At 44.3% G+C, this 16,560-nt stretch carries 16 protein-coding genes, 1 tRNA gene and 2 pseudogenes; 8 read left to right on the top strand and 11 right to left on the bottom strand.

Translation table 11 applies throughout. From position 1 onward, the window contains the following. Positions 1-34: 34 nt before the first annotated feature. The 3 genes from PS053_RS19620 to PS053_RS19610 are packed head-to-tail and all read right to left on the bottom strand — an operon-like array spanning position 35 to position 2,880. On the bottom strand, positions 35-730 hold the full coding sequence (locus tag PS053_RS19620) for a LutC/YkgG family protein (protein WP_025237518.1): 696 nt from the start codon (positions 728-730) through the stop codon (positions 35-37). Continuing rightward, positions 723-2,150, bottom strand: a complete 1,428-nt coding sequence (locus PS053_RS19615; RefSeq protein ID WP_000023941.1) for a LutB/LldF family L-lactate oxidation iron-sulfur protein — start codon at positions 2,148-2,150, stop codon at positions 723-725. The genes PS053_RS19620 and PS053_RS19615 overlap by 8 nt, the downstream gene beginning before the upstream one ends. 10 nt (positions 2,151-2,160) lie before the next feature. Then, positions 2,161-2,880: a (Fe-S)-binding protein gene (locus PS053_RS19610; RefSeq protein ID WP_001102102.1), complete on the bottom strand. Its 720-nt coding sequence runs from the start codon at positions 2,878-2,880 to the stop codon at positions 2,161-2,163. Between the two features lie 490 nt (positions 2,881-3,370). On the opposite strand from PS053_RS19610, the gene PS053_RS19605 reads away from it, so the two are divergent. Then, complete coding sequence (locus PS053_RS19605; RefSeq protein WP_256879075.1) at positions 3,371-4,924, top strand: L-lactate permease; 1,554 nt, start codon at positions 3,371-3,373, stop codon at positions 4,922-4,924. 176 nt (positions 4,925-5,100) lie between these two features. On the opposite strand, the gene rclR is transcribed toward PS053_RS19605, so the two are convergent. Further along, complete coding sequence (gene rclR / locus PS053_RS19600; RefSeq protein WP_044714881.1) at positions 5,101-5,967, bottom strand: reactive chlorine-specific transcriptional regulator RclR; 867 nt, start codon at positions 5,965-5,967, stop codon at positions 5,101-5,103. Positions 5,968-6,192: 225 nt separating this feature from the next. On the opposite strand from rclR, the gene rclA reads away from it, so the two are divergent. The 3 genes from rclA (at position 6,193) to rclC (ending at position 8,468) form a co-directional block, all read left to right on the top strand. Beyond that, positions 6,193-7,518, top strand: coding sequence for a reactive chlorine resistance oxidoreductase RclA (gene rclA / locus PS053_RS19595; RefSeq protein ID WP_085456038.1), 1,326 nt, complete (start codon positions 6,193-6,195; stop codon positions 7,516-7,518). A gap of 114 nt (positions 7,519-7,632) precedes the next feature. Further along, positions 7,633-7,869 (top strand): reactive chlorine resistance periplasmic protein RclB, encoded by a 237-nt coding sequence (rclB, locus tag PS053_RS19590; RefSeq protein ID WP_025237522.1) that lies wholly within the window; start codon positions 7,633-7,635, stop codon positions 7,867-7,869. Between the two features lie 11 nt (positions 7,870-7,880). Further along, positions 7,881-8,468 carry a reactive chlorine species resistance protein RclC gene (gene rclC / locus PS053_RS19585; protein ID WP_103053295.1) on the top strand — a complete coding sequence of 196 codons (588 nt, stop codon included), beginning with the start codon at positions 7,881-7,883 and terminating at the stop codon, positions 8,466-8,468. Positions 8,469-8,633: 165 nt separating this feature from the next. On the opposite strand, the pseudogene PS053_RS19580 reads toward rclC, so the two are convergent. From PS053_RS19580 to PS053_RS19560, 5 genes and pseudogenes are all read right to left on the bottom strand, one after another. Beyond that, positions 8,634-8,822: pseudogene (locus PS053_RS19580) on the bottom strand (hypothetical protein); the annotation flags it as partial. Positions 8,823-8,966: 144 nt separating this feature from the next. Then, on the bottom strand, positions 8,967-9,305 hold the full coding sequence (locus PS053_RS19575; protein ID WP_256879076.1) for a hypothetical protein: 339 nt from the start codon (positions 9,303-9,305) through the stop codon (positions 8,967-8,969). A gap of 156 nt (positions 9,306-9,461) precedes the next feature. Further along, positions 9,462-10,103: a T3SS effector NleG family protein gene (locus PS053_RS19570; protein ID WP_256879077.1), complete on the bottom strand. Its 642-nt coding sequence runs from the start codon at positions 10,101-10,103 to the stop codon at positions 9,462-9,464. A gap of 59 nt (positions 10,104-10,162) precedes the next feature. Beyond that, positions 10,163-10,798: a T3SS effector NleG family protein gene (locus PS053_RS19565; protein ID WP_149451995.1), complete on the bottom strand. Its 636-nt coding sequence runs from the start codon at positions 10,796-10,798 to the stop codon at positions 10,163-10,165. Positions 10,799-11,025: 227 nt separating this feature from the next. Beyond that, positions 11,026-11,679, bottom strand: a complete 654-nt coding sequence (locus PS053_RS19560) for an OspG family effector kinase (protein ID WP_077871365.1) — start codon at positions 11,677-11,679, stop codon at positions 11,026-11,028. A gap of 365 nt (positions 11,680-12,044) precedes the next feature. Between PS053_RS19560 and asrA the strand changes: the two genes are divergently transcribed. The 4 genes and pseudogenes from asrA to PS053_RS19540 form a co-directional block, all read left to right on the top strand. Further along, positions 12,045-13,088 (top strand): anaerobic sulfite reductase subunit AsrA, encoded by a 1,044-nt coding sequence (asrA, locus tag PS053_RS19555; RefSeq protein ID WP_024165278.1) that lies wholly within the window; start codon positions 12,045-12,047, stop codon positions 13,086-13,088. 3 nt (positions 13,089-13,091) lie between these two features. Beyond that, positions 13,092-13,910 (top strand): anaerobic sulfite reductase subunit AsrB, encoded by an 819-nt coding sequence (gene asrB / locus PS053_RS19550; RefSeq protein WP_256879078.1) that lies wholly within the window; start codon positions 13,092-13,094, stop codon positions 13,908-13,910. A gap of 10 nt (positions 13,911-13,920) precedes the next feature. After that, a complete protein-coding gene (gene asrC / locus PS053_RS19545; protein WP_000061297.1) occupies positions 13,921-14,934 on the top strand; it encodes a sulfite reductase subunit C in 1,014 nt (337 codons plus the stop codon). A 45-nt stretch (positions 14,935-14,979) separates the two neighbouring features. Then, positions 14,980-15,102, top strand: a pseudogene (locus PS053_RS19540) (integrase); the annotation flags it as partial. Between the two features lie 14 nt (positions 15,103-15,116). On the opposite strand, the gene PS053_RS19535 reads toward PS053_RS19540, so the two are convergent. Both PS053_RS19535 and proA read right to left on the bottom strand, forming a co-directional pair. Continuing rightward, positions 15,117-15,192 (bottom strand) — tRNA-Thr (locus tag PS053_RS19535). A 114-nt stretch (positions 15,193-15,306) separates the two neighbouring features. Then, positions 15,307-16,560, bottom strand: coding sequence for a glutamate-5-semialdehyde dehydrogenase (proA, locus tag PS053_RS19530; protein WP_000893293.1), 1,254 nt, complete (start codon positions 16,558-16,560; stop codon positions 15,307-15,309).

Genomic DNA, 16,560 nt, shown 5'->3' with positions numbered 1-16,560 from the left:
ACCGACATCGCCAGGAGGACTCCCCATTTATTGATCAACAATCCTCAATAATCAGGTACACCGCCTTCACCGGGCCGTGAACTCCAACGACTTTGATAAGCTCAATGTCCGCTGTTGAGCTGGGACCGCTGATGATATTAATGCAGGACGGCATACGTTCGCCAGCCTGCGCTTTTTGATGCAATTTTTCAGCTAACTGCGCCACTCGCGGCAAGATGGTGCTTTTACGCAGAACAAATAGAGAGGACTCAGGCAGCAAGCTTAATGAACGCCCGCGATCGGCTGCGGAAAAAAGGACCACCCCGCCCGATTCGGTTAAGCCATATTCAGCATACACAACGCCAACTTTAGCCTGCTCAGCCTGTGAGATATTTTCAACGCCTTTCGCCGGATCCCACACAACAGCATTGCATTCCTGCTGCAAACGTTCGCTGATCCCCAGCGCCTCCAGTCGCGTGTCGCCGCTAATCACAACCGACTGCTCTCCCAGCTCTTTACACAGACGTAATGCAACTTCTGCCGCCTGCGCTTCGCTGGTCAGTTCACAACGCGCCAGCATGACATCGCTGGCAAACTGAATAAACGCCTCACAGCGTTGTTGCAGATTCAGTTCTGTTAGCCGCTCATTAGCATAATTGTTAAGCGGCGTATCTTCTGCTTGCGGTTCGAGTCGCAGCGGACGGCCCAGTGCCTGAGCAACGTTTTGCAAAAATGCAGTACGGTTATCCATTCTTTTTCTCCTGCGCCTGATGTTTCTTAAACCAGCTACGGAAACTCTCGCCGTCAGCTTCAGGAAGATCGCGTGCCTCCATCCAGTCGCCAATTGCACCAATCCTGATGGGGGTTTTACCGCCATTGATAAACCAGCTCGCCGCGTGGGCGCCAGCCATCATCCCGACTTTCCACAACCCCGGATGACTATTGGCATAAGCGAACATTTTGATCGCCCTTTGCTCCGCTTTTGCTGTAACTCCTTTTTCAGCCATCACCCGACGATGGCGCAAAATCAGTTTCGACAGTGGAATACGCACCGGGCAAACGCTGTCACAGGCTGTGCATAAAGAACAGGCATAAGGCAGATCTTTAAAATCTTTGTAGCCGCCAAGCAGCGGAGAAATCACTGCGCCGATTGGTCCTGGGTAAATAGAACCGTATCCGTGCCCACCAATATGGCGGTATGCCGGGCAGGTATTCATACAGGCTCCGCAGCGGATACAACGCAACACATCACGAAATTCAGAGGCCAGTACATCAGAGCGCCCGTTATCGACAATAACCAAATGAAACTCTTCTGGACCATCAACGTGGCCCGCTTCGCGCGGCCCCGTCAACCAGGTGTTATATCCCGTCAAACGTGCGCCAACAGCACTACGCGCCAGCATGGTGATCAATACATCAACCTCGGCAAACGTGGGGGCGATGCGTTCCATCCCCATCACCGCAATGTGCGTTTTTGGCAACGTGGTACACATCCTCGCATTGCCTTCATTGGTCACCAGACATACTGACCCTGTTTCTGCAACCGCAAAATTACAGCCGGTAATACCGATTTCGGCACTGAGGAAATCCTCACGGATCTTTTGACGAATGAATAAGGTCATGGCTTCAGGCGTTTCCGGGCCATCGTAGCCCAGGCGTTCATGTAGCACCCGGCGGATCTGATGACGATCTTTATGAATGGCCGGAACCACAACATGAGATGGCGGATCTTGATCCAACTGAAGAATATATTCCCCCAGATCGGTTTCAATCACCTGAATTCCAGCATCCTGCAACACATGATTGACGCCAATCTCTTCGGTCACCATCGATTTAGACTTCACAACTTTCCGCGCATTCTTGCTCTGAGCGACCTGTAAAATGTAACGGGTAGCGTCTTCTTTGGTTTTTGCGAAATAGACGTGACCACCGTTTTGCGTCACTTTTTCTGAAAGTTGATACAGATAAGCGTCCAGATTACTCAGAACATGATCACGTATCTGGCTGGCACGATCGCGCCACTCTTCCCAGTGTCCTAATTCATCAACCATTTTTTGCCGATTAGCCCCGATACGCTGCTGCGCGTTCGCCACCGCTTTACGCATGATCGGATCTTCAATTTGCTGACGGATGCGTGTCTTGAATTCTGTATTACTGGTTTTGATCGACATATTTATCCCCTCAGCGACTCATCAGCACTTCAGCAATATGCATCACTTTGACCTTCTGCCCTTCACGCTGTAATCGGCCGCTAATGTTCAACAAGCAACTCACATCTGCGCCAATTAAATATTCAGGACGGGCTTCCATCAGGTGTGAAACCTTTTCCTTCACCATCTCGCCGGATATTTCGGCCATTTTGACCGAGAACGTACCGCCAAATCCGCAACAAGTGTCCTGTTCGGCGAACGTCAATAGTTCCAGTCCACGCACATTTTTCAGGAGCGTAAGTGGTTCATCCTTCACACCCAATTTGCGGGACAGACTACAGGATGGGTGATACACCGCTCTCCCTTGTAGGCTGGCGCCAACATCAACTACCCCCAATTTATTAACGATAAAAGAGGTGAGATCCTGCATACGCGCGGCAACCTTTTCGGCACGTAATGCCCATTCAGGTTCTTCAGCCAGATACATCGGGTAACTTTTTACGGCATAAGTGCAAGAGCCAGCCGGAGAAATAATGGGATCGTCGTTGTCTTCCAGTGCGGCGATCAGATTTTTCATCCCTGGAATCGCTTCTTTGATATAACCACTATTGATCGCAGGCTGACCGCAGCATCCCTGTTTCTCAGGAAAATTTACGCGACAGCCGAGTTTTTCCAGTAGCAGCACGGAATCTCGTGCCATCCGTGATTTCAGTGCATCACCAATACAGGTAACAAAGAAATTTACATTCACAACCAATGCTCCATGACTTCATTTCAATTTATGCCGATAGCAGCTCCCCCTTCAGGGTTATCAGTCAACAATAAAAATGGGGGAACTTTTTATCTGGATGACAAAAATACAATCTCAGCCTCTTTTGTATGACAAAATAATAATCCTTCATTCAATATCCAGATGCAATAACTAATTTTATTTCTTTCGGCATCGCTCACATTTTTATAATGTCCCCCCCACTCAAAACGTTCTCATGAAACCGATTTCAGAAGGCTATATATCCCATACCGCTATCTTTTGTACCTATTTTGAGTTACTTATTTAGTAGCGATAATAATATACAAACATTTTTTACAGATTGATTTTTTAACAAAATATATACAAACATAAACAACTGTAACTTTATTTCACTGAAGCGATTCAGTTTGCATTTTTCATTTCCACAATGAGATAACCTCTTTCGAAAAAAACACATAAACAAGGTCAAACAATATAGTTGGAAATAGCAATGCACGAATATTTAATGTTTGCTCTCGCACTCTCACCTTTGCTACTCATGGTATTTTTGATTTTAAAATTGAAAATGCCCATTCATTATTCAGTCCTGATATCGCTGGCATTCACGGCTGTTTTATCTGTTCTGTTCTGGGATATGCCTGTACAGAATCTTAAAGCCTCAATAGGCTATGGCGCACTCAAAGGATTATGGCCGATTGTCATTGTTATCCTCGGCGCGATATTCAGTTATAACGTTATGCAGGCAACGAAAGCGCTGGATATTCTCCGCGATATTCTCGCCAGTATTAGCGAAGATAAACGTATCCAGGTACTCCTTATTTCGTGGTGCTTCGGTGGTTTTCTTGAAGCTGCAGCCGGATACGGTACGGCAGTCGCGATCCCTATCGGTATCCTTATCGCGCTGGGATTCACCCCACTGAAAGCAGCCATCGCGTCGCTGGTCGCTAATACCGTACCTACGGCGTTTGGAGCTGTGGGGATTCCGGTGTCAATCCTCGCTGAACAGGTTAACCTGCCTGTTTACACCTTAGGCGGCACCATTATCCTGCAACTAGCGCTTTTTAATATCTTGCTGCCATTTGTCATCATTTGCATCATTGGCGGAGGTGTGAGAGCAATTCGCGGCGTATTCCTTATTACCTTAATATGTGGCATCGCGACACTTGTTCCGCAGTATTTTGTTGCTATACATCTCGGTGCCGAATTACCCGCTTTTGCTGGTAGCCTGGTTAGCCTTTTTGCTGTCGCGATTGCCAGTCGTCTTCGCAAAGGTGAAATAGATCCACAGTGGCGTATTGAAACCAGTCATACCCGTGAAATGGCACCACGTTCAGCAAAGGTACTGTTCCGGGTCGGTTCTATTTATCTGTTTATTTTTGTCTTTATTTTGTTGTGCTCACCGTTATTTCCAACAATAAAATCAGCAGCATCTCAATTAGCGTCAGTGCTGCATTTCTCACTGGCTGATGGCAGTACATTAGCGTTAAAGGTCGAATGGCTCACAACGCCCGGAATGCTGATTATCTTTGCGACTATTCTCGGTGGTTTTATCCAGGGAGCCTCAGCACGCGGTATGTTTGAAGTATTTATAAAAACCGCACTTCAGCTTAAAAACTCCATTATCGCGATTATGGCCATTGTCGCCATGGCCACTGTCATGGACCTCAGCGGCATAATTTCTACGCTGGCACAATCAATTGTTGATCTTACCGGAAGATCATACGTCTTCCTCGCGCCAGTTATTGGTGCGCTGGGAACATTTGTCACAGGGAGCGACACTAACTCGAATATTTTGTTTGGCAAGCTACAAACTATTGCAGCCAGTAAATTACATATCGACCCTAACTGGTTAGCCGCAGCAAATACGTCTGGCGCAACAGGAGGAAAAATGATTTCTCCACAAAGCATCGCCATTGCCGTTTCAGCGACCAAAATGGAAGGGCAAGCCAACAAAATAATGTCTGGTACTATGAAATACTGCTGTGCTTACATCACAATACTTGGCTTAAAAGTGGGTCTCTTTTATTTCTTGTTTATGCGATAAAACAGCTCACTTAGACAGATACGTTTATATTGATAAAGGTGAAAGCAACGGTTAAGTAACGAAACTCTTACCTTTAGAATATCAGGATGTTCTTTATTTCAGCGAGAACATCCTGCTGCTTTCTTTTTAGACAGCTATGTTAAATGTCACATCCTCTATTTTTATACCCGATAATCTTATTCATGCTTAACCTCCTGAAGTTGCCTGACGCTTTCCCGATATTCCCCTGGAGTACAGCCAAACTCGCGGACAAAGGCCTTGTGAAAGGATGATTCGCTGGCATAGCCTACGGACTCCGCAATCACCACGACGGGGAGCGTTTCCCTGGAAAACATCTGGGCCGCTATTTGTAGCCGCAATTTTGTTAATACAGCCAGTGGCGTGGTTCCAGAAACCTCCCGGAAAAGCTGAGCAAAACTCGCCCTGGACATATGGGCAATGCTGGCCAATGATTCGACTGTCCAGTTATGTCCTGGCATTTCCAGCATTTGCTGCATCACTGAACCAAGACGCGGATGCAGCAACAAACTGAGGATATTTTTCTCGGTATTAGCTTGTGTAATCCATTCACGCACAGCGAGCGTAAACAAAACGGCACAGATCTGACTACACAGAGCATCCGCTCCCGCCATCAAGGATCTGGACTCCTGTTGTAAAAAAGGAATCGCCTCCCTTATCCAGCGAAACTCCACGCAGTGGCTTTCCGGCGCCAAAAACAAAACTTCAGGCAAAGACGTTAAAAAATAACGAGCCGAACGTTGTAGTCGAAGAGTGCCGCAAACAATACAGGTCGATTCATTTTCGACGTGACTCAGACGATGAGCTGAATTTTGTGGCAGAAGAACCACGTTACCCGGGTGCAACGTAAAGGTCTGCCCCGCTGGCATTTCCAGTTTCGCTGCACCTTGTGTTAGCGCATGCCAACGAATAACTGACAGTTCTCCGGCGGCATGAGGAAGCTGCCAGTCGCTCCCTAACAGGCAATTTTTATCAATCGTTCCTTGTGGGGCGTTAAGCATCAACAAACGGCTAAGGGCATCCATATCAGACTCCTGAGTGTTTTTTGATTATAAGTGCGAACAATCTTAGATAAGCCTTAATTCAATATCATCAATTAGTTAATCATTATCACCATATTGTGACTCTGATAAAAAAACAACGATCGTCAGACAATAAGACAAATTCTTAAGCGTTGTGAAGAGATGTTATTTTCGCCGTTGCGTCTATAGTTATTATGGCAAGTGAACACGTTTTGACAGGATATAATCATGAACAAATATCAGGCAGTTATTATTGGTTTTGGTAAGGCGGGAAAAACATTAGCAGCAACGCTGGCTAAAGCCGGATGGCGCGTAGCGCTCATCGAACAGTCGAGTGAAATGTATGGTGGGACTTGTATTAATATCGGCTGCATCCCAACCAAGACGCTGGTTCATGATGCGCAACAGCACCTGGATTTTGCCAGCGCCATGCAACGTAAAGATGCCGTGGTCAATTTCTTACGCAATAAGAATTTCCATAATCTCGCTGATATGCCCAATATCGATGTGTTCGAAGGAAGAGCTGAGTTTATCAATAATCATATTCTGCGTATTCACCGGTCTGAGGGAAATCTGGAGATTCATGGTGAAAAGATTTTTATTAATACTGGTGCACAAACCGTGGTGCCAGCGATTCCAGGAATAACCACAACGCCTGGCGTATATGACAGTACCGGGTTGCTTAATCTGAAGGAATTACCCGAGCATTTAGGTATTTTAGGCGGGGGATATATTGGCGTTGAGTTTGCCTCTATGTTCGCTAATTTTGGCAGTAAAGTTACCATTTTCGAAGCCGCATCGTTATTTTTACCACGAGAAGATCGGGATATTGCTGATAACATCGCAGCTATTTTACGCGAGCAAGGAGTCGATATCATCCTCAATGCCCATGTGCAGCGTATCAGCCACGATGGAAATAAAGTGCAAATACATTCTGAGCGCGATCAACTGGCAGTGGATGCGCTGTTAATTGCTTCCGGTCGTCAACCTGCAACGGCCTCATTGCAACCAGAAAATGCCGGAGTTGCAGTGAATGAACGCGGGGCCATCGTCGTTGACAACCGATTACATACCACCGCAGACAATATTTGGGCTATGGGAGATGTTACCGGCGGGCTGCAGTTTACCTATATTTCACTGGATGACTTCCGTATCGTACGCGATGAGTTGCTGGGAGAAGGTAAACGCAGTACTGACGATCGAAAAAATGTGCCCTATTCCGTATTTATGACACCACCGCTGTCCCGGGTTGGCATGACGGAAGAACAGGCCAGAGAGCGTGGTGCGGATATTCAGGTGGTAACATTACCTGTTGCGGCAATTCCACGCGCCAGAGTGATGAATGATACCAGAGGTGTATTAAAAGCGATTATCGATAATAAAACCCAGCGTATATTAGGGGTATCACTGTTGTGTGTTGACTCCCACGAAATAATCAATATTGTGAAAATGGCGATGGATGCAGATTTACCTTATCTCGTATTACGCGATCAGATCTTCACTCATCCGTCGATGAGTGAATCACTCAACGACCTGTTTTCATTAGTCAAATAAGATTAAATAAAAAATCAGACGCCAGGACAAATATTCTGGCGTCTTAAAGAAAACAACTTTGTCACGTTTTGTATATTCTATAAACTCTTAATCACTCTATTGATGGTATTTTATATGTTTAAAAAAACCGTTTTATTTGCGACGTTATTATCTGGCGTTATGACTTTTTCCGCCAATGCTGATGACAAAGTAGTTCTTAAACACGTCAGCGTCTCGTCAATATCAGCATCACCGACAGTTCTGGAAGATGCTATTGCTAATATTGCCAAAAAACATGATGCCTCATCCTGGAAAATCACTTCTATGCGGATTGATAATAACTCAACTGCAACGGCAGTATTGTATAAATAAGGATGTTTACAATGGAAAAATATATGCACCTGTTAAGCCGAGGGGATAAAATCGGCCTGACATTAATTCGTCTGAGCATTGCGATTGTTTTTATGTGGATTGGGTTATTAAAGTTTGTCCCTTACGAGGCAGACAGTATTACACCATTCGTGGCGAACAGTCCGGTAATGTCTTTCTTTTACGAACACCCAGAGGAATATAAACAATACCTGACACACGAAGGCGAATACAAGCCGGAAGCACGAGCATGGCAAGTTGCCAATAATACCTATGGTTTTTCCAACGGTCTTGGCGTAGTGGAGGTGATTATTGCCCTGCTGGTTTTAGCTAACCCGATTAATCGGTGGCTGGGTTTACTGGGGGGACTAATGGCATTTACCACGCCATTAGTCACGCTCTCATTTTTAATCACCACCCCTGAGGCATGGGTCCCTGCGTTAGGCGATGCCCATCATGGTTTTCCTTATTTATCTGGCGCGGGTCGTCTGGTATTGAAAGATACTTTAATGCTGGCTGGCGCAGTCATGATAATGGCCGATTCTGCGCGGGAAATCCTTAAACAACGAAGTCATGGAGCGTGTTCAAATTATAACAACTAAAGTTTTACACGCCGAATAGAGCCTGTTGCCTGATATTTCATCCGTCAGCTCCGCCTTTTACAGGTGAGGGCTGACGTTTTGTGTTGAGAATAACATCTTTAATCAGGCGGTCAGTCTGTGGCTTAACGACCTGGCATTGCTCATTAAAGGAAGATTTCCTGAAAGTTACTCAAGGTCAGCGTGTCTTTTAAACATTGTGTCACTGGTTTCACCAGGCTGGGCCATCAGCTCAAGCACAATGGCGTCATAGGTGATAAAACATAGTTGTTCAAAAGCGAACCCCATTGGCTGAGAAAAGGCGCTGTCTTCTCTCTCATTGTCCTCTTTTACGGTTCCTGGTAACACAAGGACACTTGCATAGATTAATAACAGTATGTTTTTAATGGCAACATGTTTTCTTTCCACCATTAAATATGCCGCCAAATATAGCGGCATAAACAGAACATCCAATAACAATTAAAAAATATCGTTTACATCAATATTAAACCTACCAACAAATTACGTTTTATTTTTAACAAGCAGTGAAGTTTGATATTCTAAATCCATTTTGTGCAAAACCTTGACTTCACAACCAGAAAAACCATTATTAAGTGAGCGCTCAATATAATCAATATGATTCAACGCTATTTGAAGTGCATCTTCAGTCAGATCTTCAGTATTAATTTCCCCAGTAAAATACCCAGAGATGGGCATAGAGCGTATTGACACTATCACATTCCCAATTCGGATTTTAGCAAATCCAACATAAGCTTGCTTACGTATATCAGATAAAGTGCCCTCTGGAATTAAATTCAATAATCCAGCAGAATTCAGATTAGGAGTCAAATCAATCATCATAAAATTACGCCCTTATCTAACCAGATTACCTTTTATCTAACAAATATCGTAATTTCATACAATCTCTCTTACTTAAATAACAGTAAATCATATATATCGATTACAATATTATGTTAAGAACAATCTTAAAATTAAGAATACAATTCTGTTCTTACATTAATTTTTTACAGCAAAATTTTCTCTCTCAGAATCAAAATAACATTCATCTCTTCTCACAATCATTGATGCTGTTATTGACTCTCTACTTATAGGATGAGATGCTCCTGTATTAACAAGATGCATTAATGTTGATTTATCATACAATGTACATATATCTGAATGCAGAGAATTCTTCATAAAAACCCCATCCTCAGGTTCACATAATGTAATAGGGCATGTCAGTGAACTCTCTGTCCCCTTCAGCTCTGCATCTTTCACGTTAAATGCACATAACTCAATTTTATCTAATATTCGCGGTAACCGCACATCAGGAAGTAAAGAAGTATTCACATTTATTTCAATCTCACGCAACATGTTAACTTCACTACTCGTCAAGCCTCCTGCGTTAATCTCTCGCTCAAGATATTCTATATGTTGTAACCCCATCAGAATGCTATCTTCCGATAATCCATTCTGGTTAATGCTTCCCATAAAAAAACCATCTATTGACATAGGCCGTATTGATACCATCAGCTCCCCTAACTGGATTTGAGCCTCTCCAGCAGCACTCTGATTACGTATCTCAGATAATACTTCGTCAGGAACGCTAAACAGCAAATTAAACTCTGGTAAAACATAAGCAGTTAAATCTATCGGCATGCAGACATATTCCTTTTTAATTAACTTTTTCCATTCACTTCAAAATACCATTTATAAAATTAAGAATCACTTACAACAAAAGCATCTCTTTTATGATCAAAATGACATTTATCTTTTTCCATAATCATGGATTCAGTTATTAGTTCTCTACTCAAAGGATGAGACGCATTGTTTTTAACAAGATGCAACAATGACGCTTGATCATACAAGCTACATATCTTAGACTCCTGAGAATTTTTCATAAAAATACCGTATTCAGGTTTACACAACGTTATCGGACATATCAAAGATGATTCGGGATAAGAGAAACGCGCAGAATCCAGATTAAATGCACAAGAATTTATTTTATTTTGTAATGTAGCATTGTTTGCTTTCCCTTCCATATAATCTTCAATCACCCTTCTAAAATAATTATTGAATAGAGAGTAGAAATCATTATCATTATTTAACCTTCTTTCAAGAGAAATGGCTCTTTCTGCCATCCGGTGCTCTCGTCTGAATAATCTATCCAGAAAACCGCCCCTTACAGGCTCAACTGTAAATCCATCTAACGACTGAACATGAGTAATAGAATATTGTCTACTACCGACAGACATGTTTATTTCACCACTTTGTCTGGCAGCATCCTGTAAAACCTGTATATTTTCAGGGGATAATTGAGACATATTGGGTATACTAAAAGTCATGATGGGCATAATCCCTCCAATAATTCACTATAACTACCCCAATGTAATTAACAGACATCATGATACAATGGCAACTAAAACGCACCTCACCCCAACCACTACTTTTCCTATAGGCTGTCTAAACTTTCATTACAAATATAATTTTTCATCACAAGAGGGAAAAAAGGGTGGCTGGTAATGTATTGTAAATGAGAAGCAATGGTTCATTTTAAAATAAAAACATCCCTATAAAAAAATCATCCAACTCTATTGCGCAATGCAGTTAAAACAGATGAAAAATCACTTTCAGATAACTCATTAGCAAACGGTTTCTTATCACCATCTAATGAATAATATCGCTCATAGGAGTTCGAGAAATCAATGGGCCAGAAACGGTGAGCACTTTCATCATATAAGATATTCTCCATATGCAGATCTCCATGAATTATCTTATGCTCAGCCATATCAATAATCATATTCAGAAACAATTTTTCCGAATCCTTAGGAAATTCTGAAAGCTTTTTCAATGGCGTACCAGGAACCTCCAGCATACGCAAGTGAGTCTTCCCATTTTCCACAAAGACTTCTGCACTTCCTTCGCCATAAAATCGATTAAACAGCTCACACTCTTCACCAGCATCATCACTTGTGTGGTAACGTTTAATGACAAACCCCGGATTGTTTTTATCCTTGAATACATCGCCCTCAAGCCCGCTACCAATGGAAATTTCGCGAGATGCGGCACTTAAATTTAACAACAGCCTGGGTCTCTTATTTGCCTTTGGTGCGACATCCACATTGACAATCGTTCGCGCTTTCTCCCCTTCTGCCTGTAATACGCCTTGACGTGTATTACTTTTATGTATCGGGTGATTAAGGTTATTACTTGCTGATGAGCTAACAGGAAGCATTTCTCCTCCAAAATAAACAAAATTTTCTTTTCCATTATATATCAATAACCATAAAGTTATAAAGGGTGCTATACATCACCATCACAGAAACAACTCACCAAAACAGATAAAATATTAAACCAAATTTATTATAAAGCACATTAACAACCATTAAATTCATTTTATTTTATTGAGTTAAAAATTAGTACAACATTCACTTCCGTTCTATTTCATCATTGAAAATCAGCCTAATCTATTCATTAAACTGGTAACAAAAATCAATTTTTCCTGTTGGCAAGCCTGAACGTCAGGGGGTAGCTTACGATGAGCTATCTCTCGGATATGATTAAAAATTTTTATTTGCAATTACACATACGGAGTATGTCATGGCTATCAAAATTACGCCTGGAGAATTTAGTTTGCTACTCCAGCGACTAACCCCAAAATGGCGTGTCTTTGCCCCTACAGCAGAACACTGCGGTGGTAGATTTTCTGACACAGATAATATTACTTATCAGCAAATTAGCAGATGGGAGGATTTAGTCTGGCAAGAAAAATCGCACATGTCGCCAAACACCATCATCGCACCAATAACCGAAACACTCTTCTATTTTGATAAAGACACTATCCAGATTGCAGATACAGATACCACTCCAATATTAATCTTTGCCCGGGCTTGTGATATTAACGCCATGTCCCGTCTGGATTTTATGTACTTATCAAATGGGAATAATTCCGATTACACTTATCAATTATTACGCAAACACATTCGTTTTGTTTTAATTGAATGTGAAAAAAGCTTTGAAAATTGTTTCTGCGTTTCGATGGGCAGCAACAAAACTGACAATTACAGCGCCGCTATGCGTTTTAGTGACGAAGGTGCCGAGGTTTTTATTAACGACGATTTTATCGAAGATGCGCTACGCGGGCTGGGACATACCGTCGAATACAGTCCATCATTCATCAGTGAAAATCCTGAGAAAGTTGTCACTCCAGACAGCATTTGTGATGACCCACAGAAAATACGCGAAGTAATTATTGGACATCCGTTATGGAATGCTTACGAGAGCCGCTGTATCAGTTGTGGTCGTTGCACCACCGGCTGCCCCACCTGCACCTGTTACAGCGTGTTCGATATTACTTACGATGAAAATCCGCAGCGGGGAGAACGTCGCCGCCAGTGGGCCAGTTGCATGATACCTGGCTTCAGCGATATGGCTGGTGGTCACGGTTTTCGCGAGAAAGTCAGTGAACGTCTGCGCTACCGGGCTTTACATAAGGTAAACGACTACAAAGCGCGAAATGGGGTTGAGCATATGTGTGTTGGCTGCGGACGATGTGACGATCGTTGTCCTCAGTACATTAAATTCTCCCACATCATTAATAAAATGACAGCCGCCGTACAGCGCGCGCTAACAGAGGAGGCATAATGTATGTCACCGTGTACTTGCCACAATAAAAAGCAACATAACCTGCTGCCTGTTGCATACCGCATTCTCAATATTACGCGCCACACGCCACTGGAATGGAATTTCCGTGTATCAGTCGATTTTCCGGCGAAGTTCGGACAATTTGTCGAAGTCTCTTTACCGCGCACAGGTGAAGCCCCTATTTCCATTTCAGACTATGGAGACGGTTGGATAGACCTTCTTATTCGCAAGGTGGGTAAAGTCACCAACGAAATATTCACATTAAAAGAAGGTGATAATTTATGGCTTCGCGGCTGTTACGGAAATGGCTATCCCATTGACGCTTTCCGCCATAAGCCGTTGTTGATTATTGCTGGCGGCACCGGAGTCGCCCCCGTTAAAGGGCTAATGCGCTATTTCGTCGAAAACCCTGACGAAATTACGCATATGGATATGATTCTTGGCTACAAAAATCGCGACTGTGTTTTGTACAAAGATGAAATGGAGGGTTGGGATAATATCCACAACCTCATTCTGACACTTGATGAAGGTGAAGCAGATGAGCGTTACCAGATAGGTCGGGTAACCGATCGTCTCGCAGAATTAACACTCCGCCGGACAGACAATATGCAAGCCATTGTTGTTGGTCCACCAGTCATGATCAAATTTACCGTACAGATGCTGTTGCAAAAAGGGCTACGACCAGAGCAAATCTGGGTGGACTACGAACGCAGAATGGCTTGCTCTGTGGGTAAATGTGGCCATTGCCGTATGGGTGACGTGTATGTCTGCGTCGATGGTCCAGTTTTCAACTATGACATTGCCCGGAAGTTTGCGGATTAAGGTAAAAATTATGAGTATGGATATTGATATCATTAAAGCCCGTGCGAATAACGAATATCGCCTTTCTAAAGTTCGCGGAGAAGCCATGATCAGCGTGCGCATACCTGGTGGTATTTTACCGGCTCATCTGCTGACAGTGGCACGCGATATTGCTGAAACCTACGGCAACGGTCAAATACACCTGACAACGCGTCAGAAGCTGGCAATGCCAGGTATTCGTTACGAAGACATGGACAAAGTGAATGCAGCGCTCGAGCCTTTCATTCGTGAAATCGAAATGGAAATGTGCAATGTTGAGGTTGATGATCCCAGAGCAGGATATCAGGCTATCGGTGGGCGCAACATCGTCGCCTGTCAGGGAAATCGCATCTGCCAGAAAGCCAACACGGATACCACAGGTTTATCCCAACGACTGGAAAAACTGATTTATCCCAGTCCTTATCATCTGAAAACAGTTATTGTCGGATGCCCGAATGATTGTGCCAAGGCATCAATGTCAGACTTTGGCATTATTGGCGTAGCAAAAATTCGTTTTACTGCGGAACGCTGCATTGGATGTGGCGCCTGCGTGAAAGCCTGTGCTCATCACGCAGTAGGTTGTCTGTCATTAAAGAACGGCAAAGCTACAAAAGAAGAATCTGCCTGTATCGGTTGTGGTGAATGCGTTCTGGCCTGCCCGACTCTGGCCTGGCAACGTAAACCAGAAAAATTCTGGCAGGTTCGTCTGGGCGGGAGAACCAGTAAAAAAACCCCACGAATTGGTAAGCTGTTTCTTAACTGGGTTACTGAAGATGTCATTAGGCAGGTAATTATTAACCTGTTTGAATTTGAAAAAGAGATGTTAAATGGCAAGCCCATTTATCTCCATATGGGACATCTTATTGATAAAGGTGGCTATCTTCGTTTCAAAGAACGCGTACTGCGTGGCGTACAGCTCAATCCTGAAGCGATGGTCGCGGAGCGTATTTACTGGGCAGAAGATGAATCCTTAGCTCGTCTTCATCTAAAACCAGCCGGGAATTAAAATTCAGGGGCCACAAATCTGTGTGAGATGTGGCCGGGAACCTATCGATATACTCACCTTGCACCTAATCACCTTACCGAACACGCACGGCAAATAGACTCGATCCTGAACCCATCGGTCCCAAACTTGTCCCAGTCAAAAAATAAGGAAGGTTCTAATGATGTGTAACTTATTGATTTAGATGGTGCCGATAATAGGAGTCGAACCTACGACCTTCGCATTACGAATGCGCTGCTCTACCAACTGAGCTATATCGGCCCTGAAAGAACATGTTCACGAACGTGAATCACGGGGTAGAAGAGTAAAACTAACCGGGCGATGCGTCAATGGCCTTGTGAATCAAATGGCTACTTTTGCATCACCCGATTTTATTTACGCGCGAACGGTGTAATCACCGATGCCGATCCATTTGTAGGTGGTCAGCGCTTCCAGCCCCATTGGGCCGCGCGCGTGGAGTTTTTGTGTGCTTACCGCAACTTCCGCCCCCAGACCAAACTGGCCGCCGTCGGTAAAACGCGTAGAGGCGTTAACGTAAACAGCGGAGGAATCCACTTCGTTAACAAAACGCTGGGCGTTGCGCATATCGCGGGTCAGGATCGCATCGGAATGTTGCGTGCCGTGTTCACGAATATGGGCGATGGCGTCGTCCAGATCACTGACGATTTTGACATTCAAGTCTAATGACAGAAACTCATCGTCATACTCTTCAGCTTTAACAGCCACCACCTTCGCGGGTCCTGCCTGCAATTGCGCCAGTGCGACAGCATCGGCATGTAGCGTCACACCACTTTCAGCCATTTGCTTGCTTAATGCAGGCAGGAAGCTATCCGCAATATTTTTATTTACCAGCAACGTTTCTACCGTATTACACGTGCTTGGACGCTGAGTTTTCGCGTTGACGATCACTTTCAGTGCATTAGAAATCTCTGCACTCTCATCAACGTAAATATGGCAGACACCAATACCGCCAGTGATCACCGGAATCGTCGATTGTTCACGACACAGTTTATGCAGGCCAGCACCACCACGTGGGATCAGCATGTCGATGTATTTATCCATACGCAACATTTCACTGACCAGCGCGCGATCAGGATTATCAATCGCCTGTACGGCGCCAGCCGGTAAACCGCAGGTTTTCAGCGCATCCTGAATGACCGCTACCGTTGCAGCATTAGTACGGCAGGTCTCTTTGCCACCGCGCAGGATAACCGCATTACCGGTTTTCAGGCACAGCGAAGCGACGTCTACCGTCACATTCGGACGCGCTTCATAAATTACACCAATCACCCCCAGCGGCACACGACGACGCTCCAGACGCAGACCGCTGTCCAGCACACCGCCGTCAATCACCTGCCCAACCGGATCGGCGAGGTTACACACCTGGCGCACATCGTCAGCGATGCTTTTCAGACGGGCTGGTGTCAGTGCCAGGCGATCAAGCATCGCTTCGCTAAGGCCATTGGCACGAGCATCGGCAACATCCAGAGAATTCGCTTTAAGGATGCTTTCGCTCTGCGCTTCCAGTTCATCGGCAATCTTCTCCAGCACGCGATTTTTTTCGCGGCTGGAGAGTTGCGCTAATTTATACGAGGCTTGCTTCGCGGCAATGCCCATTTGTTCCAGCAT

Source organism: Escherichia albertii (genome assembly GCF_028622335.1).
Taxonomy (GTDB): domain Bacteria; phylum Pseudomonadota; class Gammaproteobacteria; order Enterobacterales; family Enterobacteriaceae; genus Escherichia; species Escherichia albertii.
This window is presented reverse-complemented; position numbering and strand designations above follow the sequence as displayed.